Consider the following 21311-nt stretch of genomic DNA (forward strand, 5'->3'; position numbering starts at 1 on the left):
AAAGGCCGGTCCGGATGTCCGTCGTCAACGCCGCCCCCTCAAGGTTCTCGAGCAAGGAATTTTTTCTGGAAAACCTGGCCCATGAGGACCCCGCTATCTTCGCGGCGATCGAAGGCGAGTTGCATCGCCAGCAGAACGGGATCGAGCTGATCGCCTCCGAGAACATCGTCTCGCCGGCCGTGCTCGAGGCGCAGGGCTCGGTGCTGACGAACAAATACGCGGAAGGATACCCATCGAAGCGCTACTACGGCGGCTGCGAATATATGGACGTGGTTGAGGGGCTCGCCATCGAACGCGCGAAACAGCTTTTCGACTGTCCCTTCGCGAACGTACAGCCGCATTCCGGCGCTCAGGCGAACGGGGCTGTCATGCTTGCCCTACTCGAACCGGGGGATCCGATCCTCGGCATGTCGCTGGCGGCGGGCGGGCATCTCACCCACGGGGCGAAGCCGGCGCTTTCCGGGAAATGGTTCAACGCCGCGCAGTACGGTGTGCGAAAGGAAGACGCTCGCATCGATTATGACGAAGTTCTGCGCTTGGCTCGCGCACATAAGCCAAAGCTCATCATCGCCGGCGGTTCCGCCTATCCTCGGATCATTGATTTCGCGCGTTTCCGCGAGATCGCCGACGAGGTCGGAGCCTATCTGATGGTGGACATGGCACACTTTGCCGGGCTCGTCGCCGGCGATGTGCATCCGAGCCCGCTCCCTTACGCGGACATCGTCACGACGACGACCCACAAGACTCTTCGCGGGCCGCGCGGCGGCATGATCCTGAGCCGGGACGAAGCGATCGGAAAAAAAATCAACACGGCGGTGTTTCCGGGTCTACAGGGCGGGCCGCTCATGCACGTCATCGCTGCCAAGGCGGTCGCCTTCGGCGAGGATCTCCGGCCCGCCTTCAAGGACTATGCGCGCGCGGTCGTTGCCAACGCGGCGACCCTGGCCGAGACCCTTCGCGCGCGGGGGTTCGACATCGTTTCCGGCGGCACCGACACGCACCTTCTTCTCGTCGATCTGCGTTCGAGGAAATTGTCGGGCAAGGCGGCCGAGGAAACCCTCGAGCGGGCCGGCATGACCTGCAATAAAAACGGCGTGCCTTTCGATCCGCAGCCGCCGACCGTCACCTCCGGCGTCCGCCTCGGCTCGCCGGCCGCCACGACGCGGGGCTTCGGCGTCGAAGAATTCCGCCTGGTGGGGGGGTGGATTGCCGACGTGCTGGAGGGGTTGGAGGCGCACGGAGAAAGCAATTCGGCCGCTGAAACCGCAGCAAGGCAACGCGTCGAGGAATTGTGCCGTCGTTTTCCGATCTATGTGCGGTAGGGAGTTCGTGCCGGCGCCGCGTGCGCCGGCGAGGGGGAGATCGCTATGCGTTGCCCGTTTTGCTTTCATGAAGATACCCAGGTCAAGGATTCACGGCCGACCGAGGACAACTCGGCCATCCGGCGTCGTCGTTTTTGTCCAGCCTGCGGTTCACGCTTTACGACGTTTGAGCGTATTCAGCTTCGGGAGCTGACCGTCCTTAAGAAAAGCGGAAGGCGGGCGCCCTTCGATCGCGACAAGCTCGCGCGCTCCATACAGATCGCCGTTCGCAAGCGGCCGATCGAACAGGAACGGGTGGAACGGCTCATCAACGGCATCGTCCGTCGGCTCGAAAGCTCGGGCGAAAGCGAAATTTCTTCCGAGATCATCGGCGAAATGGTCATGGACGCGTTGGCCAGCCTCGACCAGGTGGCCTATGTCCGGTTTGCCTCTGTCTACCGGAACTTCCACGAAGCCAAGGACTTCGAGGAATTCGTTGGGAGGCTGAGTGCCGACGACGAATAACGACGCGGATTTTTGTCATATGCGGGCCGCCCTCGGCCTCGCCGGTCGGGCGTTGGGGGCGGTTGCGCCGAATCCGGCGGTGGGGGCTATCCTCGTGCGTGGCGGCCGCGTGGTGGGTCGCGGCTGGACTCAAATCGGCGGCCGACCTCACGCGGAAACCGAAGCTCTCGGGCGCGCCGGCGAAAAGGCGCGGGGTTCGACCGCCTACGTCACGCTTGAGCCCTGCGCCCATTGGGGGGAGACACCGCCTTGTGCGGATGCCCTGATCGCGGCCGGCGTCAAGCGTGCCGTCGTTGCGGTCGAAGACCCCGATCCTCGGGTGGCCGGGCAAGGACTCGCACGGCTTCGCGAGGCCGGGATCGAGGTCGTGCTTGGCGTGGCCGGGACCAAGGCGGCCGAACTCAACGCCGGATTCTTCCTCCGCGTGAAGGCCGCCCGCCCGCTTCTTACCCTGAAGACGGCGACCACTCTCGATGGCCGCATCGCCACCCGCGACGGAAAAAGCGAATGGATTACCGGCGAACAGGCCCGATGGGCGTCCCATGCCTTGCGGGCCAGCCACGACGCGATCATGGTCGGCGTCGGCACGGTCAGCGCCGACGACCCGATGTTGACCTGCCGGCTTCCCGGCCTCGAAGGCCGAACCCCGACCCGCATTATCGTCGATTCCCGGCTGCGCACACAGCTTACGAACAAGCTCGTCGCCACGGCTGACCGCATTCCGACCTGGGTCGTGGCCCGCGAGGACGTGGATAGCGCTCGCCGGAACGCGTTCGAGGATTGCGGGGTCGAGGTGCTGGGCATGCCGGTGGACGCGAACGGCTACCCGGACCTGGACGAGATGATGCGGGAATTCGGCAGGCGCGGCCTGACGCGCGTCCTTCTGGAAGGTGGCGGGCATTTGACGGCGGCGCTTTTCGCACGCAACCTGATCGACCGGATTGCCTGGTTCCGCTCGCCGGCCGTCATGGGTGGCGACGGGGTGCCGGTGGCAAGCGCGTTCGGCGTTGACCGCCTTGCCGACATGCCTACCTTTATACGAAAGGAAGCGAGGGCCGTCGGAGAGGATTTTCTCGAAATCTACCACCGTCGGCCATAGAACCGACATGTTCACAGGCCTTATTACCGATATTGGGCGCGTTCGCGCCATTGCCGGGCAGGGAGAAATGCGGGTCGAGATCGAAACCGCGCTCGATCTTTCGAACCTTGCCATCGGCGCTTCGATCGCCTGCGCCGGTGTGTGCCTTAGCGTGGTGGAGAAAGGCGCGGGTTGGTTCGCGGTTCAGGCTTCGGGGGAAACGCTGGCCCATACGACGGTCGGCGAATGGCGGAAGGGCAGAGCGGTCAATCTCGAACGCCCCTTGCGTCTCGGCGACGAGCTTGGCGGTCATCTCGTCGCAGGTCATGTGGACGGGAAAGCCGAGATTCTTGCCCGCCAGCCGGAAGGTGCTAGCCTTCGGTTCCGGCTCCGGGCGCCTGAAGAACTCGCCCCTTATCTGGCGCGAAAAGGCTCCGTCACGCTGGACGGGGTTTCGTTGACGGTGAACGGCATCGAGGGAACGGTCTTCGATGTCAACGTCGTTCCGCATACCCAACGTGTAACGACCTTCGGAATCGCGCAACCGGGCGATCGTGTAAATATGGAAGTTGACCTTCTCGCCCGCCACCTTGCCCGTCTTTTGGAGAGGGATTAGCTCGCGTGTCCAGCATGCCGTCCACGCTTTCCTCCGTTGCGGAAATTATTGCCGAAGCCCGCGAGGGCCGAATGTTTATCCTGGTCGACGACGAAGACCGCGAGAACGAAGGCGATCTTGTCATCCCGGCCGAGAAGACAACGCCGGAAGCGATCAATTTCATGGCGAAGCACGGGCGCGGCCTGGTTTGCCTTGCCCTGTCGTCCGGCCGCATCCGGGAATTGCGTCTGCCCCTGATGGGGAATCGGAACCAGGCGCGCCTGGAAACGGCCTTCACCATCTCCATCGAGGCGCGGGAAGGGGTGACGACCGGCATTTCCGCGGCCGACCGGGCCCGCACGATTGCCGTTGCCATTGACCCCACGAAGGGCGCCGAAGACATCCTGTCCCCCGGCCACGTGTTCCCGCTCGTTGCCCGGGACGGCGGCGTCCTTGTCCGCGCCGGGCATACGGAAGCGGCCGTCGACATTGCAAGGCTTGCCGGTCTCAACCCTTCCGGCGTCATTTGCGAGGTCATGAACGATGACGGCACGATGGCGCGGCTTCCTGATCTGCTTCGATTTGCCAAAGCGCATGGTCTAAAGGTTGGCACGATTGCCGATCTTATCGCCTACCGCCGTCGCAACGAGGTGCTCGTCGAGCGTGCCGCGGAAACCGAGATCGTTAGCCGCCACGGCGGCAAACTGCGGATGATCGTTTATCGCAACAAGGTCTCTGGAGCCGAGCACGTGGCGCTGATCAAGGGGGACCCGGCGGAAGCGGGGCCGGTGCCGGTCCGGATGCACGCCCTCAACGTTTTCACGGACATTCTGGGCGAGGACAGTGAAGGGCGCGGCAGCGAGTTTCAGGCAGCTCTGCGCTTGATCCGCAAGCGTAGACGCGGGGTTGCCGTCCTCATCCGGGAAGCGCTGCCGTCGAGCCTTTCGGAACGCGTGAAGCTGCGCCAGCGGAAAACGCAAGGGGCGCCCTCAGCCCCCCCCATCTCGAAAGCCACCGGCGAGCTTCGCGATTATGGAATCGGCGCGCAGATTTTGCTCGATCTCGGCATTCGGGATATGGTTCTGCTTTCGAACACCCGGCACACGATCATCGGTCTTGACGGCTATGGGCTTCGGGTCGTCGGCCAAGAGCCAATTCCAGTGGACGACGTGGAATAAAACGCATGACCGAACCGCCTTACATCTTGATTGTCGAAAGCCGCTTTTACGCGGATATCGCAGACGAACTTGTCCATGGTGCGCTCGCGGCTTTGGAAAAGGCGGGTGCGGTTTATGAACGTGTCGCCGTGCCGGGCGCTTTCGAAATTCCGGCCGCCATCGGCATGGCGATCCGTTCGCGGGAATTTTATTCGGGCGGGCAGCGTTTCGACGGCTATCTGGCGCTTGGCTGCGTCATCCGCGGGGAAACTTCTCATTACGATCACGTCTGCCAGGAAAGCGCGCGGGGCTTACAGGACTTGGTCGGGAAATACGCCATCGCGCTTGGCTATGGCATCCTGACCGTGGACAACCGAGATCAGGCGTGGGTTCGCGCCGCCGTCGACCAGCGGAACAAGGGTGGCGACGCCGCCCGGGCTTGTCTTCGCATGATCGAGGTCAAGCGCCATTTCCACCTTTATCCGCGATGAATTCGGATCCCCACAAAACCGACCCGGACCTCGCCGCATCGGGACCGTCGCATGCGATGCGGCAAAGCGCTGCGCGCCTGGCCGCCGTGCAAGCCCTCTACCAGATCGAATTGACGGGGGTCTCTATCGAGACGGTCATCAGCGAATTTCGCACCTATCGCCGGGGCGGCGTGCTCGAAGAGGCGCTGGCGCGCGCGAATCTTACCAAGTTCGAGGCGCTCATCCGTGGTGTCGAAACGCATAGGGGCGATCTCGACGCCAAGATCACCGCCGCCCTGGCTGAGGATTGGGCGCTGGAAAGGCTGGGGTCCGTGCTTCTGTCCATCCTGCGTTCGGCCGCCTTCGAGCTTCTGACCAGCAGGGACGTTCCAGCGAAAGTCATCATCAATGAATACGTTGACCTCGCCCACGCTTTTTTTGAAAAAAGCGAAGCGGGCTTCGTGAACGGGATTCTCGACCGGCTCGCCCGCGAGCTTCGCAAATTGGAAATGGAGCAGATAACCCGTGAACGGCCGTCGTCTTCCGGATGAATTCACGCTGATTGATCGGTACTTTGCCCCTCTTGCGAAGGGTTTCCCGGGCGCCTTTGCGCTGACGGATGATGCGGCGGTGTTTCGCCCCGAAGCCGGATGCGACATCGTGGCAACAACGGATACGATGGTCGAGGGCGTTCATTTCTTTCCCGACGATCCGCCCGCGCTTGTTGCAAGAAAACTTTTGCGGGTCAACCTTTCCGACCTGGCCGCAATGGGCGCGCGGGCGAAGGCGTATCTGCTGACGGTGGTGTTTCGCGCCGATACGGAAGAGGCATGGGTCGCGGCCTTTGCCCAAGGCCTGGCCGAGGATCAAGCGGCGTTCGGTGTTCATCTTGTCGGCGGCGATACGGTCGCAAGCGAGGGGCCAAAGACCTTCACCGTGGCGGCCCTCGGCGAGGTGCCGTCGGGGAAGGCGCTCCGCCGCGCCGGAGCGAAAATCGGGGATGACGTCTATGTGACGGGCACCATCGGCGACGCCGCCTTGGGCTTGGCCTGGGGCAAGGGCGAGCTTTCCTTCCTGGCGGCAAAAGACGCCGCCCATCTCCTCGGGCGCTTGCGCTTGCCGACACCGCGTCTTGGCATCGGTGGGGACCTGCTGGGCCTCGCCCACGCCGCGATCGACATTTCCGACGGCCTGGCGGCGGATTTAGGTCACGTCGCGGAACAATCCGGCGTGCGCGCGGCAATCGAAGCGGCGCGCGTTCCCCTTTCGGCGGCGGCTAAGGCCGCGCTGGCGCGGGAGGCGGCGTTCCTTTCGACGGTTCTCACCGGCGGCGACGATTATGAGCTTCTTTTTACGGCGAGCGCGGAAAGCGGAAAAGAAATTGCCTCCTTTGCCGCGAAGCACGCGACCCCCATCACCCGGATCGGCAGGATCGAGGAAGGGACGGGTGTCGAGGTGCGGGACGCGGCCGGAGAGCGGATACCCTTGGCCGAGGCGGGCTACCGGCACTTTTGAACACCGCCTATCGCGGCAGGCGTTAAGTAAAATTTACCAAATTGGTGGCAGACTATTTTCCTTCTGGCCTTCCGGGAGAAGGCTTGCGGGCGAACGAAGGAAAGGCCATGAAGACGAAACCACTTCGGGCGGCGGGCCTGCTCGGTGCAATTGCGCTTGCTTTGGCCGTCTTCTTAGCTTCGGCTTTCGTCGCGCAGGCCGCCGACGCCGCGGCGGAAGCCACCGACCCGAAACCCCAGTTTGTCAAGGTTGGCGACTTCGTCCTGCCGGTAATCCGCGAAAATCAGGTGACGCATCACGTTTTTCTTGCAGTCTCGGTCGAAGTCACCGGTGACGAGAAGAAAGCGGAAGTGGAACGGATGATGCCACGCGTCAAGGACGCCATGTTGCGCGAGTTGTACAAGCACATGTCGCGGCGGCGTAACCCGGACGCCGTCGAAGAAATCCTGGAACTTAAGCAGAAGCTCAGGAAAGTCGGCAACGAAATGCTCGAAGCCGCGGCGATCAACGCCGTTCTCATCGAGAACATGCTCGAACGCAAGATCCTGTAACCGCGCCGATTTTTTTATGCGGATTTGCTGAGCTTTTTTTCCGCGCGCTTTTTCTCTTTATAGATTTCGCCGCCGCCCTCGCGGAATTTTTGGGACATTTCTTTCATGCCGGCTTCCGCATAGGCGCGGACTTCCTGCGAGATTTTCATCGAACAGAATTTCGGCCCACACATCGAGCAGAAATGCGCGAGCTTCGCCCCTTCGGCGGGCAGGGTCTGGTCGTGGAACGCCGCCGCCGTTTCCGGGTCCAGCGAAAGATTGAACTGGTCTCGCCAGCGGAACTCGAAACGCGCTTTGCTGAGCGCGTCGTCACGCGCCTGCGCGAGGGGGTGACCCTTTGCAAGATCGGCCGCATGTGCGGCGATCTTGTAGGCAATCACGCCGGTTTTCACGTCGTCCCGGTCGGGCAGGCCGAGATGCTCCTTGGGCGTGACGTAGCAAAGCATCGCGCAACCGTACCAGCCGATCATGGCGGCGCCGATGGCGCTCGTGATGTGGTCATAGCCGGGCGCGATATCCGTCGTAAGCGGCCCCAAGGTATAGAAGGGCGCCTCGTTGCACAGGCGAAGCTGCTCGTCCATGTTGAACTTGATCTTCTGCATCGGCACGTGCCCCGGTCCTTCGATCATCACCTGGACGTCGAAGCGATGGGCGATTTTGCAGAGTTCACCCAAGGTCCGCAGTTCCGCGAACTGGGCCTCGTCGTTAGCGTCCGCGATGGAGCCGGGGCGCAGCCCGTCGCCAAGCGAGAAGCTCACGTCATAGGCCGCCATGATCTCGCAGATTTCCTCGAAATGCGTGTAGAGGAAATTCTGTTGATGATGGGCTAGACACCATTTCGCCAGGATCGAGCCGCCGCGCGAGACGATTCCCGTCATGCGCTTTGCCGTCAGGGGAATGTATTCCAGCAGAACACCGGCGTGGATCGTGAAGTAGTCAACGCCTTGTTCGGCCTGTTCAATCAGCGTGTCACGGTAGATTTCCCAAGTCAGCGCTTCCGCCTCGCCGTTCACCTTCTCGAGGGCTTGATAAATCGGCACGGTGCCGATCGGGACGGGGGAATTGCGAAGAATCCACTCCCGGATGTTGTGGATGTTCCGCCCCGTGGAGAGATCCATAACGGTATCGGCGCCCCACCGCGTCGCCCACACCATCTTGTCCACTTCCTCGGCTGCCGTTGAGGTGATCGCGGAGTTGCCGATATTCGCGTTGATCTTCACGAGGAAGTTACGGCCGATCGCCATCGGCTCGCTTTCGGGATGGTTGACGTTGGCGGGCAGGATGGCGCGCCCGCGCGCGATCTCGTCGCGGACGAATTCCGGCGTTACCTCTTCCGGGATGGCGGCCCCGAAGGATTCGCCTTCCCCGCGCGGAGTTTCGCGCAATTTCTCGCGGCCAAGACTCTCGCGGACGGCAACGTATTCCATTTCCGGCGTGACGACGCCGGCGCGCGCATAGTGCAACTGGGTGACGCGCCGGCCCGGCTTCGCCCGAAGCGGGGAATGGGTTTTGCCTGGGAAAAGTTGGAAATCCGCCTTCTCGCCGCGCCCTTGCCCGTTGTCCTCCGGGCGAGGAGAACGACCGGTATAGGGTTCGACGTCGCCTCTCGCCTCGATCCAGGGCTGCCGCAACGGGGGCAGGCCCCGCCGAATGTCGATCGCGGCTTCGGGGTCCGTATAGGGGCCCGAGGGATCGTAGATGCGCAAGGAAGGTTCGCCCGTCGCAAGCGCAGCCTCCCGCATGGCGACCCGAACCGACCGGGAATATCGGCTTTCGACGTATACTTTTTTCGAGCCCGGCAAGGGCCCCGTGGTTACCGTGAAATTGGTTGGCTTCAGCATCGAAGGATCTCCCCTTGAAGTGGCGATTCCAGGAGATCCGGGATTTGCGCAGTCGCGAACCTAAGCACGGCGCGCGTTCCAGGCGGTGCGCTTGACCGTGCAAGCATATGTTCCGTTCCCTACGCCGGTTCATCCGGATCAGGTTCAAAGGGTTGCAGGACAAAGCGCCCCGCCTCTCAACCCGTCATGGGTACCCCTAGGAACTTAGATATATCGTGGCGGTTTGATGGGTCGGGGTCAAGGGGCGAGAGGATAGTTGCGCGGCTTGCCCTATTCTGTCATTTTCCGCGCGATTTTGGCCATCTACCATGGCGGCGCTGCCGCATGAAAATGGCCGCTTGAGGACGACCCATCCAGGGGGAGAACGATGGAGAATTTGCTTTACTACGTCATCGCTTGCGGGGCACTGGCGGTGCTCTATGGACTTGTGACAAGCCGCCAGATCTTAGGCGCATCGGCCGGTAACGACCGTATGCGCGAGATCGCCGCCAGTATTCAGGAGGGTGCCGGCGCCTATCTCAACCGCCAGTACAGCACAATCGCCATCGTCGGCGTCATTATCGGGGCATTTCTCTGGTGGCAGCTCGGCCTCTATAGCGGGGTCGGCTACTTTATCGGGGCTATTCTCTCGGGGGCCGCCGGTTACATCGGAATGTATATCTCCGTCCGGGCCAACGTGCGGACGGCCGAAGCCGCCCGCCGCGGCCTGAACCCGGCCCTTCAAATGGCTTTTCGCGCCGGCGCGGTGACCGGCCTTCTGGTCGTGGGCCTTGGTCTGCTTGGGGTCGCCATTTACTACCTTGTCCTTCTGCAAATTGGGCTTGGCGGGCGCGACCTGGTGGTTCCCTTGGTCGCCCTCAGTTTCGGCGCTTCCTTGATCTCGATTTTCGCGCGCCTCGGCGGCGGTATTTTTACGAAGGGGGCCGACGTCGGCGCCGACCTCGTCGGTAAGATCGAGGCCGGAATTCCGGAGGACGATCCCCGCAACCCGGCGGTGATCGCGGACAACGTCGGCGACAACGTCGGCGATTGCGCCGGCATGGCGGCGGATCTCTTCGAAACCTATGCCGTCACGATTGTTGCCACGATGCTGCTGGCCGCTCTCTTCTTTAGCGGTGAGACGCAAACGCAAATGATGTTCCTGCCGCTTGCCATCGGCGCGGCCTGTATCGTGGGGTCCGTGTTGGGGACGTTCTGCGTTCGCCTCGGCAAAAGCGGGCGCATCATGATGGCCCTTTACAAGGGCCTGATCGTCGCGGCGGTTTTGTCGGCGGTTTTCATCGGCATCATCTTTCAGGCGTTCGGCTTTTTCGGGCAGGAGTTTCAAATCGGAGAGCGGGTCTTTAGCGGGCACGCGCTTTACTATTCCGCGCTTACGGGTCTTGTCGTGACGGGACTGCTCGTCTGGATCACGGAATACTATACCTCGACCCATTTCCGCCCCGTTTTGAGCGTCGCGAAGGCTTCGACGACGGGTCATGCGACAAACATCATCCAGGGGCTTGCCGTTTCCATGGAATCGACGGCGCTTCCGGTGCTCGTCATCTGCGCGGCAATCATCTTCACCTTCCTTAACGCCGGTATCTTCGGCGTCGCCATCTCGGCGACCGCCATGCTGGCGCTGGCCGGAATGGTGGTGGCGCTTGATGCCTACGGCCCGGTTACGGACAACGCCGGCGGCATCGCCGAAATGGCGAACCTGCCGGAAGACGTCCGCAAGACGACGGACGCTCTCGACGCGGTGGGCAACACGACGAAGGCGGTGACGAAAGGCTATGCCATCGGTTCGGCTGGTCTGGCGGCGATCGTTCTCTTCTCGGCTTACGTGGAGGACCTTCGGCACTATTTCCCCGATCTGGAGACGCCCTTCCGTCTGCAGGACCCCTACGTCGTCGTCGGTCTCTTCCTTGGCGGGCTGCTCCCCTATCTCTTCGGGGCACTCGCCATGATGGCGGTCGGACGTGCCGCCAGCTCCGTCGTGGTCGAGGTTCGGCGTCAGTTCAAGGAAATTATCGGCATCATGGAGGGTACCGCGAAGCCGGACTACAGCCGCGCCGTCGATTTTCTGACGCGTTCCGCCATTAAGGAAATGATTGTGCCTTCACTGCTGCCGGTGCTGGCCCCGGTCGTTCTCTATTTCGTCATCACTTCCGTGGCGGGACAGGCGGCCGCCTTCACAGCGCTTGGTGCCATGCTGCTCGGCACGATCATTACCGGTATCTTCGTTGCCATCTCCATGACGTCCGGTGGGGGCGCTTGGGACAACGCGAAGAAATACATTGAGGAAGGGCATTACGGCGGCAAGAATTCCGAGGCCCATCACGCGGCGATTACCGGCGATACGGTCGGTGATCCTTACAAGGACACGGCGGGCCCCGCCATCAATCCGATGATCAAGATCATCAACATCGTGGCGCTTTTGTTGCTGGCTATGCTGGCGGCTTAAACGTTACCGGAGACTCGTAAAAAGCCCCGATTCTTCGGGGCTTTTTTTTGCCTGGGAGCTATTTGGAAAGGTCTCCCATGCCACCGAGAAAGCGCTCGATGGCCGGAGGCTCCAAGCCAGGCGTCGGGGTCTCGCGGCCGACCGACTTGACGATCCAGCCGTCCCTGGCCTGGTAATGCCGGATGCGTTGGACGACGCCTTTCGTGTCGAAATCAATGGCCACGATCTTCCGGTCGATGATTTCCGGGTCGTGAAAGGACACCTTCCGCACCCGCTCGCTGATGTAATACCACGTGCGGTTGTCGAATGTCGCCAAAGCGGTGGGGGTTCCGATGATTTCCGCTACGTCCTCGCGGGTCTGCGTTCCCGGGCGGATGGTGGCAAGCGCCTCCGAGTCCAGCAGGTGGCCGCGAGTCGAGATGGTTGGGCTGCAGGCAGCCGCACCCAAGGTGCAGAAAAGAACTCCAAAAATCCGGAAAGACCGGAGGCGGTTGTGATTCATTTCCTCTAATTCGTCACTGGCAAGATGGGCGCCGATCTCGCATAATTCACCCCGTTCGGGATCGGTCGCGGGTGTTAGAGAAAAGCACCGGAGCGTGCGACATGTCAATCACAGGCGGTCCATCAGTGGCGCTTTGAGGGGGCAGGGGTGCTCACCAGACTGGTTCATCCACTCAACGTCGAACGGTCGGCGCGCCTTTTATACACGCGAATCGTTCAGCAGGCCCGTCGGACGGAATTTTATACCGCTCACGACGTGCCGGACACCCTGGACGGTCGTTTCGAGATGATCGCCCTTCACACCTTTCTCGTCCTCCACCGTTTGAAGCGGATGGGCGCTGAACCATTGGCGCAGGCGCTGTTCGACGTCCTATTTCTGGATATGGACGAAAATTTGCGGGAAATGGGGGTCGGCGACCTTTCGGTGGGTAAGCGGGTAAAACAGATGATCCGCGCCTTCTATGGACGCATCGCGGCCTATGAGGCGGGTCTGGAAGCGGCACCCGGCGCGCTGGAAGCGGCACTCGAGCGCAACCTCTATGGAACGGTGTGCCCAGGCCCGGAAGCCCTTGCCGGCATGGCGGCCTATCTTCGAAGGGAAGCCGCTGCCCTTGCCGGGCAGAATGGGACGATGCTTTCGAACGGAATTCTTTCCTTCGGGGTTCCGTCTGGCGCGGAGGCCGGGCGCCAGGAGACAACACCATGACACCGGCGGGCAAAACCGAAACAATCGAATTTTCACGGCCGGTTTCGACGGCGGGCATCACCGAAAAAGAGGCCCACTTTACGATCGAAGCCACGCCGGCGGAGTGCGCCGCACTTGCCGAACGACTCGGTTTAAAAGCGCTCACCCGTCTTTCGGCCGATCTTACGCTGGTGCCGGAGCGCAATCGACGGTTGTACCTGGAAGGTCATTTGACGGCGGACGTTGTTCAGGTTTGCGTCGTCTCGCTGGCCGATATCGCGGCGACGATCGACGAACGCTTCACGTTGCATTTTTCACCGGATGCCGTGCCGGAGGCGACGCCGGGAGGCGAAGTCACCGTCCTGGTTAACGCGGAGGATCCGCCCGAACCCCTGATCGGCGAAACCATTGATCTCGGAGAAGCGGTGACCGAACATCTGGTGCTTGCCTTGGATCCTTACCCGCGGTTGCCGGACGCCACCTTCGCCTATGCCTTGCCGGAAGCCCCCGACACGGAAGAGGCGGCTTCGCCTTTTGCCAAGCTGGCGGCCTTGAAGCCCGAGAGGTAAGATTTTCCAGGCCCTTGCCGGAGGCTGGTTTTTTGTTTAATTAGACCTCTCCCAAATCATGAAAAGAGAAGAACGATGGCGGTTCCAAAGAAAAAAACGTCGCAATCACGCAAGAATATGCGCCGTTCGCACCACGCGCTGAAGCCGGTCAGCCATATGGAATGCCCAAACTGCGGTGAATCGAAGCTTCCCCATCATGTTTGTGCTGCCTGCGGCCATTACCGCGATCGGGGCGTGTTGAAAAATAAAGAGGCGATCTGACCCTCGCGCGACAATCCGGAGGGACTGGACCCATGACTACGGCGATGGCGATCGCGCTCGACGCGATGGGGGGCGACTATGCGCCTGGTGTCGTCGTCGAGGGCGCCAGATTGGCTCGCGAACGTTTCCCAAACGTCCATTTCATCCTGTTTGGCGATGAACGGCGTCTGCAGCCGTTGGTTGCGAAAGACGCGCAGCTTCTCGGCCATTCCGAAATCCGCCATACCGATCAGGCCATCGCAAACGACATGAAGCCCTCGATGGCGCTTCGTAATGGCCGTGATTCGAGTATGCGCCTGGCCATCAACGCCGTCCACGACGGCCAGGCGGCCGGCGTCGTTTCGGCCGGAAACACGGGCGCCCTGATGGTGATGGCAAAATTTGTCCTGAAGACCTTGCCTGGAATCGATCGGCCGGCGATCGCGGGCTATATCCCCAGCATGCGGGGCGATGTCGTCATGCTGGACCTTGGGGCGAACGTGGAATGCAGCGCCAATAACCTCGTGCAGTTCGCCGTCATGGGGAACGTTTTTGCGCGCGCCGTCCTCGGTCTGCCGGAGCCGGTTGTCGGCCTGCTCAACGTCGGCGAGGAGGAGATGAAAGGCCACGAATATTTGCGTGATGCGGCGACCATTCTGCGGACCGAGGGATTCCCGGTGAAGTTTTATGGCTTCATAGAAGGCAACGACATCCTCGAAGGAAAAGTGGACGTGGCCGTTACCGATGGCTTCACGGGCAACGTGGCGCTGAAGACCGCCGAAGGGGTCTCGAAGTTCTATACGCAGATTTTAAAAGAAGCCTTCCAGAGTTCGCCGATGGCTCGCCTTGGATATCTGTTGGCCCGTTCCAGCCTTCGCAAGGTCAAGCGAAAGATGGACCCCAGGCGATACAACGGCGCCATGATGTTGGGTTTGAACGGCATCGTCGTGAAATCGCACGGCGGGGCGGATGCGCTGGGTTTTGCCAACGCCATCGGGGTAGCGATCGACATGGCGACCTTCGGCTTTAACGAGAAGATCACCGGCGCATTCGAGAAATTCAGCGCCGACGGTCTGGCTCTGAAGAAAGCGGCGACTCCCGCATGATGCGGCACTCGCGAATTGCGGGCTGCGGCTCTTACCTGCCGGAGCGCGTTCTAACGAACGCCGACCTTGCAAAATTGGTTGATACGTCGGACGAATGGATCGTCGAACGGACGGGCATCCGGAAGCGTCATGTCGCGGCGGATGGCCAAACCACGTCCGATCTGGCGACGCGCGCGGCCCAAGCGGCACTCAAGCACGCCGGTGTGAGGGTCGAGGACGTTGACCTAATCGTGCTGGCGACCGCGACGCCGGATTTTACCTTTCCCTCGACGGCGACCCAGGTGCAGGAGCGCCTTGGCATGACGCGCGGAGCGGCCTTCGACGTCCATGCGGTTTGTTCGGGTTTTGTTTTCGGGCTGGCGGTCGCCGACAATTTCCTTCGGCTTGGACAGGCAAAGACCGCCCTCGTGATAGGGGCGGAGACTTTCTCGCGGATTCTAGACTGGACGGACCGGCGCACCTGCGTTCTCTTCGGGGATGGGGCCGGGGCCGTCGTGCTCCGCGCCGAAGAGGGGCCGCCAAGCCAGGAAAAAGCAGGGATTTTATCCACGCACCTTCACTCGGACGGCCGCTACCGCGATCTTCTCTATGTGGACGGCGGGCCATCTGCCACCCAAACGGTCGGCCACTTGCGGATGGCTGGGCGCGAGGTTTTTCGTCACGCCGTTGTCAACCTTTCCAATGTTGTCCATGAGGCGCTTGATGCCAATGGCCTCAAGGCGGAAAATATCGACTGGATCGTTCCCCATCAGGCAAACCGGCGCATCCTCTCCAGCACGGCCAGGAAACTCGGACTGCCGATCGAGCGCGTGATCGTCACCATCGAGGAGCACGCGAATACGTCGGCGGCTTCCATTCCGCTTGCGTTGACAAAGGCGGTCGAGGATGGCCGTATTCAGCCGGGCCATCTTTTGTTGCTGGAAGCGATGGGTGGTGGATTCACCTGGGGTGCCGCGTTAACGCGCTGGTAGCGGCGGCCTCCCGGAAAATTCTCCTATTCGGTAATGTTGACGGCCATTTTCGTCCGGAGTAGGGTTCTCGCGAAATCAGGGGGCCGCTTATGGGCGAAAGTACGGTTACACGCGCACATTTGACCGAGGCCGTTTATCAGGAAATCGGTCTTTCGCGAAACGAGTCGGCAGAACTGGTCGAGTCGGCGCTGAAGTTGATTTCGGATGCGTTGGTGCGCGGCGAGCCGGTAAAAGTTTCCTCGTTTGGAAGCTTTTCCATCCGTCAAAAAGGCCGGCGCATTGGCCGCAACCCGAAAACGGGCGAGGAGGTGCCAATCCTGCCCAGGCGCGTTCTTGTCTTCCGCGCGTCGCAGGTCCTTAAGAATAGGATAAATAAGACACTTTCTGGAATCTCGCGTTAGGATTCCCAGAGGTTTTGAATGGTTGAATCGCTGAACCTGATGCCCACGCGTCGTGTTGGCAAGTCGGCGTCCGCGTTCCGTACCATCAGCGAAGTTGCCTCCGAGCTTGACGTTCCCCAGCACGTGCTTCGTTTCTGGGAAGGGAAGTTCACACAGGTCAGCCCGCTGAAACGGGGCGGCGGCCGGCGTTACTATCGACCGGAAGACGTCGCCCTGCTTCGCCAGATCCGCGCCCTCCTTTACGAGGAAGGGTACACGATCATGGGCGTGCAGAAACTTCTGCGAAACGGCGTCTATAAAAATGGCAAGCCCCCGGAGGACGCGGAGGAAACGTCGATCGAAGGTAATAGCGATCCGGCGAAGCGGGCGGAACTTTGCGCCGTTCTCGGCGAACTCGAAGACCTTCGGAACACGCTACGGAAACTTTGCGATTGAGGGGCACCTCCGTTGCGAAAACGGCGGATCGTCCTTATAGTGCGCCCGCGGCTTGCCCCGGTCGGAGCGTAGCGCAGCCTGGTAGCGCATCACACTGGGGGTGTGGGGGTCGTGGGTTCGAATCCCGCCGCTCCGACCAATTTCTCTAAACGAAACCATGGTTAACGACCGCGGCATACGGCGGCCTTTCGTTTGCGAGGCTTTTTTTCCAGATTTCCTCTGATATTCTTGGATTTGAAAGCCCATATAAACAGGCCCCGCGATTGGGCGTAAGACGATGCATTCGATTCCGATTTGGGTATCTGTTCTGGCGGTGATCGCAACGGCGGCGATCGCCTGGCTCACGTTCCTCTTGGTGAGGATCAACCGAAGGCTGACAGCATTCACGGGCGCCCTCGAATCCCACTCCACGCTTAGGCTGCGGCTGGCGCTCAAGAAGGAAAACATCCCCGTCGTCTGGTGGGATAAGACGGTTGAGCCGTGGCCGGTCGAAAACCTGCGCCATCGCAATCGCAGTGAGCTTACCCACGTCGTTCTCGGCGTTCCGGAACGCCTGCGCTGGGGCTCGGCCATGCGCCGTTACGTGGGGTTGCTGCTTGTCGGCATCTTCGGCGCCCTTGCCAGCGCGGTTTGGCTTTTCGACTTGGCGCCCTCTCTCGTCGAATGGGCGGCGGCCTGGCGGCGGCATCTTCTTTTTGCCGCTCTCGTCTTGTTCGGCTTTCTTTTCTTTTACGCGCTTGGCCAATGTTTCCGTAAACTTCTTGAGCGGGAACGCCTGCGGCCGGGCGTCCCGCCGGAGCAATCGCCGGAGGGGCGCTAGACGCGCTTGCGGACCGAAAACGGGGACGGGATGGAAATCGAGCGCAACAGCGTTTCTTTCCGCATTCTGGAGGAATTGTGTGCGATACCGCCGCCCGTGCGCGGCATCAGCGCCGTTATGCTGAACCGCAAATTCAGCGCGCCGCAGGCGGTTGCCGAACTCGAACAGGAAGGCCTGATCGCAGAGAGGCGCTGGGACAAGGGGTCGGGTGGAGTTCTGGTCCCGACCGAGGCGGGCAAGCGGCTTTACACGGCACTTGCCGGCGAAACCATTCGCTAGAAAGCCGCCGCCTTCAAGAATTGTCCGCCCAGGAGGGGGAACCCTTCGACTTCTGGCAGGCACAGCGTGCCCAAAGGGCGCGGGCGGCGGCCTCGACGGTCTCAAGGGGGAGGCTTTCCATGAGCGTGCCGGTGCTGCGCCCAATCTGGGAGATAAGTTCCTCCGCCGGGACCGCCGTCTCAGCCACGCCGGTGCATTCCCCCCAAGGCCCATAGACTTCTTTGCGGCTCGGCCCGAAAAGGCCAAGTGTCGGCACACCGGCCGCGGCCGCCAGGTGCATGAGGCCGGTGTCGTTCGCAATGAAAAAATGGCAGCGCTGAAGACAGGCGGCGGCCGTCAGCAAATCTCCCTTGCCGATGATGTCCACGAAATCCTGCGGTGGGATGACGTCGATGATTGTCCGCAGGATTTCCCGTTCCGAGGCGGTTCCGAAAAGGGCGATCCGGGCGCCGGGTAGCATGCCGTCCGGCGCAATCAGGCGTTTTACGAGCTCGACGTAGCGCGGGATCGGCCATTGCTTGCCTTCCCAACTCGTTGTCGGACCGAAGCCGATGACGGGCTTGCCGGTGGGGACCAGCTTGCGCGCCTTTTCATGGTGTTCCGCCGTTGTCCAGACGCGGGGGTTCGGTGTCTCCTGCGGGTCCCTAAGAACCCGCCCATACTGCTCGACCTTGTGCCCGCCCTTGCTGCGATGCCAGCGCTGGTAGATGTGCCGTTCGCGGGCAAAGAGGCCGAAGCTTAAAAGGGAAGACCGCATGTCCACGACGACGTCCCAACGATGGGGGGCACATTTCGCCCATAACTCCAGCCAGTGAAGGTCATAGGGGCGCTTGTGGATCAGGAGGATCTGTTCCAGCCTTGGAAGGGCTGGAAAAAGAGGCGCGGCCAACGGTCCGCAGGCGACCGTGAAGGACGCCTGCGGGTATCGCTCGAGGAGGTAGGAAAGAACCCCCGTCGTCAGAATAGCGTCCCCGATCCGCGTCGAGGTTACGAAGAGAACCTTCATCGCCCGATCCTTCGACCCATTATCTTCCATGCGAGGCCACGGCGTTCAACGCAAGGTTCGCGGCACAGGACGGGCTTTCGGCATCGGCAGGGTGAGTCGCCCCACGGACTTTTTCCTCTATGTATTTGTTCTGCCGACATTCCATCTTCGTGCGGAGGTGACCGGATGGTTATCCTAGGCTAGATTATCATGGTCACCAAGGAGCATTGGAGACCCGATTTGGTTTAACTGGCGGGGCATGCCTTGGACGGAAAAGATACGAATACCTTCTTCTTTCTTTACATGACGGCGGGCTCGAAGGCCGAGGCCGAACGGCTTGCCCGCGATCTTGTCGAGCGCCGTCTCGTCGCGTGCGCGAACGTCCTCGATCCAATCCAATCCTTCTATTGGTGGGAGGGCAAGGTTGCGGACGAACGCGAATCCATCGTCATCGCCAAGACCCAAAAAGCCTGTGTCGATGCGGCCATCGCCCGCGTTAAGGAAATCCATAGCTACGCTTGCCCCTGCGTCGTCGCCTGGCCCTTGAGCCAGGGCAATCCGGATTTCTTCGCCTGGATCGCCCGCGAAACCAGCCCTTAAAATCATATAATACCGCGCATCTATCCTTCTAATTTTAAAGGAAATTTCGTTGACAGCGGCGATTTTTCTGGCATACTCCGCGCCGGTATTTCAAACATTTTGCGTATGCGAGCCCATGAAAACTTTTTCAGCAAAACCGACGGACGTGAACAGGAAATGGTACCTGGTCGATGCGGAGGGGCTTATCCTTGGCCGGCTGGCCAGCCGTCTCGCCATGCGCCTACGTGGCAAGCATAAGCCAATTTATACGCCGCACGTGGATTGTGGCGACAACATCGTCGTCATCAACGCCGAGAAGATCAAGCTGACCGGCCGCAAGCTGGAGCGCGAGTTTTTCTATTGGCACACGGGTTATCCGGGCGGTATCAAGGAAAAGAACTTTACCCAACGGCTTCAAGGCGCGCGTCCGGAACGGGTCATCCTGACCGCGGTTCAGCGGATGATTCCGAAGGGGCCGCTCGGACGGGCGCAACTCCGAAAGCTGCATGTCTATGCGGGCCCGGACCATCCCCATACGGCGCAACAGCCAGAAACGCTCGACATCGCCGGTATGAATCCAAAGAACAAACGGGCTTGAGATACGCTATGACGGAGGAAAAAAAGACGCTGGAAAATCTGACCGAGCTTAAAGCCGCGGGACAAACCCATGTCGCCCCTACCATGCTTGGCGGGGGGCCTGTCTATGAACAGAAGCTCGATGGGCAGGGTCGGGCCTATGCGACCGGAAGGCGGAAGGACGCCGTTGCCCGGGTCTGGCTGAAGCCGGGCTCCGGCAAGATCGAGGTCAACGGCAAGAACGTCGAGCTGTATTTTGCGCGGCCGGTGCTCCGCATGATCGTTCGCCAGCCTTTTTCCATCGTCAATCGGGTCGACCAATATGACATCGCCTGCACGGTGAAGGGGGGCGGGCTTTCCGGGCAGGCCGGCGCCGTACGGCACGGCATCAGCCGGGCGCTCACCTATTACGAGCCCACCTTGCGATCGCTCCTGAAAAAGGGAGGGTATCTCACGCGCGACAGCCGCACCGTGGAGCGCAAGAAGTATGGCCGGAGCAAGGCGCGACGCAGCTTCCAGTTCTCAAAACGCTAATTCCCGGGGGAACCTCCTGATCGGAAAAGGGACGCCCATGGGGCGTCCCTTTTGCTATAACGGGAGGTTATCGGAGAGAAGGCATGAACGAAAACCCGAAGGCGATACGGATCGCCGTTCTTGGCGCCAGCGGTTACACGGGCGCCGAGCTGCTGCGGATTCTTGTCCGGCATCCGCGGGCGAAGATTCAGACGCTGACGGCCGATCGCCACGCCGGCGAGACCGTGGAGGCCGTTTTCCCCCATCTTGGCGGGCTTGGTCTGCCGCGGTTGATTCGGATCGCGGACGCCGATTTTTCCGATGTTGACGTCGTCTTCTGCTGCCTGCCGCACGGCGCCACCCAAGAGACGGTGGCGGCCTTGCCCGGGCACCTCAAGATTTTCGATCTTTCGGCCGATTTCCGGCTCGCCGATTCGGCGGCGTACGCGGAATGGTACGGGCACCCGCATCGAGCCGAAACGTTGCAGAAGGAGGCGGTCTACGGCTTGACCGAGCTTGCCCGCGAGGCGATCGCGAAGGCGCGTCTGATTGCGTGCCCTGGCTGTTACCCGACGTCGGCTCTATTGCCGCTGATGCCGCTTCTGGCCGAAGGCCTTATCGAACCCCGGGATATCGTTATCGATGCGAAGTCCGGTGTCAGCGGTGCCGGGCGGGCGCTAAAGGAGCAAAGCCTTTTCGCCGAAGTGGCGGAAGGCATCCACGCCTACGGCGTCGGTCGGCACCGGCACGTCCCGGAAATCGAGCAGGGGCTGGCTCTTGCGGCGGGCCGGGACGTGACGGTATCGTTTACGCCCCATCTCGTGCCGATGAACCGGGGCATCCTCTCGACGATCTATGTCCGGCTCGGGAAGAACGCGGCCGCCGCGGACTTAAGGGCCGCCCTCGCGAAGCGGTACGAAAAGGAATTTTTTGTGCGCGTTTTGCCGGACGGCGTCGCGCCGGCCACGCGGCACGTGCGGGGGTCCAATTTTTGCCTGATCGGCGTTTTTCCGGACCGGCTGCCCGATCGCGCCATCGTGATCTCGGCCATCGACAATCTCGTAAAGGGCGCTTCCGGCCAGGCCGTGCAGAATTTCAACCTCGTTTTTGGCATTCCGGAACCGACCGGGCTCGAACAGAAGCCCCTTTTCCCGTGAACGCGGGAACACTCT

General features: G+C 61.4%; 26 protein-coding genes, 1 tRNA gene and 1 riboswitch. Of the genes, 24 read left to right on the plus strand and 3 right to left on the minus strand.

Going from position 1 to position 21311, the window contains the following annotated elements; all coding sequences use genetic code 11:
- Positions 1–14 precede the first annotated feature (14 nt).
- From glyA to AB1781_00945, 9 genes are all read left to right on the plus strand, one after another.
- Entirely contained in the window at positions 15–1322 is a 1308-nt protein-coding gene (gene glyA, locus AB1781_00905) for a serine hydroxymethyltransferase (protein ID MEW5703138.1), read from the plus strand.
- Between the two features lie 45 nt (positions 1323–1367).
- The gene (gene nrdR / locus AB1781_00910) at positions 1368–1826 is read left to right on the plus strand and encodes a transcriptional regulator NrdR (protein MEW5703139.1); all 459 of its coding nucleotides are present in this window, start codon (positions 1368–1370) and stop codon (positions 1824–1826) included.
- Positions 1810–2925 carry a bifunctional diaminohydroxyphosphoribosylaminopyrimidine deaminase/5-amino-6-(5-phosphoribosylamino)uracil reductase RibD gene (gene ribD / locus AB1781_00915; GenBank protein MEW5703140.1) on the plus strand — a complete coding sequence of 372 codons (1116 nt, stop codon included), beginning with the start codon at positions 1810–1812 and terminating at the stop codon, positions 2923–2925. Before nrdR ends, ribD begins: the two co-directional genes overlap by 17 nt.
- Before the next feature lie 7 nt (positions 2926–2932).
- The gene (locus AB1781_00920; GenBank protein ID MEW5703141.1) at positions 2933–3520 is read left to right on the plus strand and encodes a riboflavin synthase; all 588 of its coding nucleotides are present in this window, start codon (positions 2933–2935) and stop codon (positions 3518–3520) included.
- 14 nt (positions 3521–3534) lie between these two features.
- A complete protein-coding gene (gene ribB, locus AB1781_00925; protein MEW5703142.1) occupies positions 3535–4677 on the plus strand; it encodes a 3,4-dihydroxy-2-butanone-4-phosphate synthase in 1143 nt (380 codons plus the stop codon).
- Positions 4678–4682: 5 nt separating this feature from the next.
- Positions 4683–5147 carry a 6,7-dimethyl-8-ribityllumazine synthase gene (locus AB1781_00930; protein ID MEW5703143.1) on the plus strand — a complete coding sequence of 155 codons (465 nt, stop codon included), beginning with the start codon at positions 4683–4685 and terminating at the stop codon, positions 5145–5147.
- 56 nt (positions 5148–5203) lie between these two features.
- Entirely contained in the window at positions 5204–5677 is a 474-nt protein-coding gene (nusB, locus tag AB1781_00935; protein MEW5703144.1) for a transcription antitermination factor NusB, read from the plus strand.
- Positions 5652–6641, plus strand: coding sequence for a thiamine-phosphate kinase (gene thiL / locus AB1781_00940; GenBank protein ID MEW5703145.1), 990 nt, complete (start codon positions 5652–5654; stop codon positions 6639–6641). Before nusB ends, thiL begins: the two co-directional genes overlap by 26 nt.
- Positions 6642–6748: 107 nt before the next feature.
- Positions 6749–7192, plus strand: a complete 444-nt coding sequence (locus AB1781_00945; protein ID MEW5703146.1) for a hypothetical protein — start codon at positions 6749–6751, stop codon at positions 7190–7192.
- Positions 7193–7206: 14 nt separating this feature from the next.
- On the opposite strand, the gene thiC is transcribed toward AB1781_00945, so the two are convergent.
- Positions 7207–9033: a phosphomethylpyrimidine synthase ThiC gene (thiC, locus tag AB1781_00950; protein MEW5703147.1), complete on the minus strand. Its 1827-nt coding sequence runs from the start codon at positions 9031–9033 to the stop codon at positions 7207–7209.
- Between the two features lie 99 nt (positions 9034–9132).
- Positions 9133–9241: riboswitch (TPP riboswitch) on the minus strand.
- A 159-nt stretch (positions 9242–9400) separates the two neighbouring features.
- Here thiC and AB1781_00955 point away from each other — a divergent pair.
- The gene (locus AB1781_00955) at positions 9401–11479 is read left to right on the plus strand and encodes a sodium-translocating pyrophosphatase (protein ID MEW5703148.1); all 2079 of its coding nucleotides are present in this window, start codon (positions 9401–9403) and stop codon (positions 11477–11479) included.
- A gap of 58 nt (positions 11480–11537) precedes the next feature.
- On the opposite strand, the gene bamE is transcribed toward AB1781_00955, so the two are convergent.
- Positions 11538–11981, minus strand: coding sequence for an outer membrane protein assembly factor BamE (gene bamE, locus AB1781_00960; protein ID MEW5703149.1), 444 nt, complete (start codon positions 11979–11981; stop codon positions 11538–11540).
- 147 nt (positions 11982–12128) lie between these two features.
- Between bamE and AB1781_00965 the strand changes: the two genes are divergently transcribed.
- From AB1781_00965 to AB1781_01010, 10 genes are all read left to right on the plus strand, one after another.
- A complete protein-coding gene (locus AB1781_00965; protein MEW5703150.1) occupies positions 12129–12686 on the plus strand; it encodes a ubiquinol-cytochrome C chaperone family protein in 558 nt (185 codons plus the stop codon).
- Entirely contained in the window at positions 12683–13234 is a 552-nt protein-coding gene (locus AB1781_00970) for a DUF177 domain-containing protein (GenBank protein MEW5703151.1), read from the plus strand. Before AB1781_00965 ends, AB1781_00970 begins: the two co-directional genes overlap by 4 nt.
- A gap of 75 nt (positions 13235–13309) precedes the next feature.
- Positions 13310–13495 (plus strand): 50S ribosomal protein L32, encoded by a 186-nt coding sequence (rpmF, locus tag AB1781_00975; GenBank protein MEW5703152.1) that lies wholly within the window; start codon positions 13310–13312, stop codon positions 13493–13495.
- 32 nt (positions 13496–13527) lie between these two features.
- Positions 13528–14580, plus strand: a complete 1053-nt coding sequence (gene plsX, locus AB1781_00980) for a phosphate acyltransferase PlsX (GenBank protein MEW5703153.1) — start codon at positions 13528–13530, stop codon at positions 14578–14580.
- The gene (locus tag AB1781_00985; protein MEW5703154.1) at positions 14577–15551 is read left to right on the plus strand and encodes a beta-ketoacyl-ACP synthase III; all 975 of its coding nucleotides are present in this window, start codon (positions 14577–14579) and stop codon (positions 15549–15551) included. Before plsX ends, AB1781_00985 begins: the two co-directional genes overlap by 4 nt.
- An 89-nt stretch (positions 15552–15640) precedes the next feature.
- Positions 15641–15952, plus strand: coding sequence for an integration host factor subunit alpha (locus AB1781_00990; GenBank protein MEW5703155.1), 312 nt, complete (start codon positions 15641–15643; stop codon positions 15950–15952).
- An 18-nt stretch (positions 15953–15970) separates the two neighbouring features.
- A complete protein-coding gene (locus AB1781_00995) occupies positions 15971–16387 on the plus strand; it encodes a MerR family transcriptional regulator (GenBank protein ID MEW5703156.1) in 417 nt (138 codons plus the stop codon).
- A gap of 62 nt (positions 16388–16449) precedes the next feature.
- A tRNA-Pro gene (locus AB1781_01000) sits at positions 16450–16526 on the plus strand.
- A gap of 138 nt (positions 16527–16664) precedes the next feature.
- Positions 16665–17207, plus strand: coding sequence for a hypothetical protein (locus AB1781_01005; protein MEW5703157.1), 543 nt, complete (start codon positions 16665–16667; stop codon positions 17205–17207).
- A 30-nt stretch (positions 17208–17237) separates the two neighbouring features.
- Positions 17238–17486, plus strand: a complete 249-nt coding sequence (locus AB1781_01010) for a hypothetical protein (protein MEW5703158.1) — start codon at positions 17238–17240, stop codon at positions 17484–17486.
- A 13-nt stretch (positions 17487–17499) separates the two neighbouring features.
- Here AB1781_01010 and AB1781_01015 read toward each other — a convergent pair whose 3' ends face one another.
- Positions 17500–18492: a glycosyltransferase family 9 protein gene (locus tag AB1781_01015; GenBank protein MEW5703159.1), complete on the minus strand. Its 993-nt coding sequence runs from the start codon at positions 18490–18492 to the stop codon at positions 17500–17502.
- 243 nt (positions 18493–18735) lie between these two features.
- On the opposite strand from AB1781_01015, the gene cutA reads away from it, so the two are divergent.
- The 4 genes from cutA (at position 18736) to argC (ending at position 21296) form a co-directional block, all read left to right on the plus strand.
- The gene (cutA, locus tag AB1781_01020) at positions 18736–19071 is read left to right on the plus strand and encodes a divalent-cation tolerance protein CutA (GenBank protein MEW5703160.1); all 336 of its coding nucleotides are present in this window, start codon (positions 18736–18738) and stop codon (positions 19069–19071) included.
- A 115-nt stretch (positions 19072–19186) separates the two neighbouring features.
- Positions 19187–19648, plus strand: coding sequence for a 50S ribosomal protein L13 (gene rplM, locus AB1781_01025; protein MEW5703161.1), 462 nt, complete (start codon positions 19187–19189; stop codon positions 19646–19648).
- Positions 19649–19656: 8 nt separating this feature from the next.
- A complete protein-coding gene (gene rpsI, locus AB1781_01030; protein MEW5703162.1) occupies positions 19657–20160 on the plus strand; it encodes a 30S ribosomal protein S9 in 504 nt (167 codons plus the stop codon).
- 83 nt (positions 20161–20243) lie between these two features.
- Positions 20244–21296: an N-acetyl-gamma-glutamyl-phosphate reductase gene (gene argC / locus AB1781_01035; GenBank protein MEW5703163.1), complete on the plus strand. Its 1053-nt coding sequence runs from the start codon at positions 20244–20246 to the stop codon at positions 21294–21296.
- Positions 21297–21311 lie beyond the last annotated feature (15 nt).

The organism is Pseudomonadota bacterium (assembly GCA_040752895.1).
Lineage (GTDB): Bacteria > Pseudomonadota > Alphaproteobacteria.

Coding starts and splice junctions, on each gene's coding strand:
- glyA (MEW5703138.1), top strand. CDS start 15: ATGTCCGTCGTCAACGCCGCCCCCTCAAGGTTCTCGAGCAAGGAATTT.
- nrdR (MEW5703139.1), top strand. CDS start 1,368: ATGCGTTGCCCGTTTTGCTTTCATGAAGATACCCAGGTCAAGGATTCA.
- AB1781_00920 (MEW5703141.1), top strand. CDS start 2,933: ATGTTCACAGGCCTTATTACCGATATTGGGCGCGTTCGCGCCATTGCC.
- ribB (MEW5703142.1), top strand. CDS start 3,535: ATGCCGTCCACGCTTTCCTCCGTTGCGGAAATTATTGCCGAAGCCCGC.
- AB1781_00930 (MEW5703143.1), top strand. CDS start 4,683: ATGACCGAACCGCCTTACATCTTGATTGTCGAAAGCCGCTTTTACGCG.
- nusB (MEW5703144.1), top strand. CDS start 5,204: ATGCGGCAAAGCGCTGCGCGCCTGGCCGCCGTGCAAGCCCTCTACCAG.
- AB1781_00945 (MEW5703146.1), top strand. CDS start 6,749: ATGAAGACGAAACCACTTCGGGCGGCGGGCCTGCTCGGTGCAATTGCG.
- thiC (MEW5703147.1), bottom strand. CDS start 9,033: ATGCTGAAGCCAACCAATTTCACGGTAACCACGGGGCCCTTGCCGGGC.
- AB1781_00955 (MEW5703148.1), top strand. CDS start 9,401: ATGGAGAATTTGCTTTACTACGTCATCGCTTGCGGGGCACTGGCGGTG.
- bamE (MEW5703149.1), bottom strand. CDS start 11,981: ATGAATCACAACCGCCTCCGGTCTTTCCGGATTTTTGGAGTTCTTTTC.
- AB1781_00970 (MEW5703151.1), top strand. CDS start 12,683: ATGACACCGGCGGGCAAAACCGAAACAATCGAATTTTCACGGCCGGTT.
- rpmF (MEW5703152.1), top strand. CDS start 13,310: ATGGCGGTTCCAAAGAAAAAAACGTCGCAATCACGCAAGAATATGCGC.
- plsX (MEW5703153.1), top strand. CDS start 13,528: ATGACTACGGCGATGGCGATCGCGCTCGACGCGATGGGGGGCGACTAT.
- AB1781_00985 (MEW5703154.1), top strand. CDS start 14,577: ATGATGCGGCACTCGCGAATTGCGGGCTGCGGCTCTTACCTGCCGGAG.
- AB1781_00990 (MEW5703155.1), top strand. CDS start 15,641: ATGGGCGAAAGTACGGTTACACGCGCACATTTGACCGAGGCCGTTTAT.
- AB1781_00995 (MEW5703156.1), top strand. CDS start 15,971: ATGGTTGAATCGCTGAACCTGATGCCCACGCGTCGTGTTGGCAAGTCG.
- AB1781_01005 (MEW5703157.1), top strand. CDS start 16,665: ATGCATTCGATTCCGATTTGGGTATCTGTTCTGGCGGTGATCGCAACG.
- AB1781_01010 (MEW5703158.1), top strand. CDS start 17,238: ATGGAAATCGAGCGCAACAGCGTTTCTTTCCGCATTCTGGAGGAATTG.
- AB1781_01015 (MEW5703159.1), bottom strand. CDS start 18,492: ATGAAGGTTCTCTTCGTAACCTCGACGCGGATCGGGGACGCTATTCTG.
- rplM (MEW5703161.1), top strand. CDS start 19,187: ATGAAAACTTTTTCAGCAAAACCGACGGACGTGAACAGGAAATGGTAC.
- rpsI (MEW5703162.1), top strand. CDS start 19,657: ATGACGGAGGAAAAAAAGACGCTGGAAAATCTGACCGAGCTTAAAGCC.
- argC (MEW5703163.1), top strand. CDS start 20,244: ATGAACGAAAACCCGAAGGCGATACGGATCGCCGTTCTTGGCGCCAGC.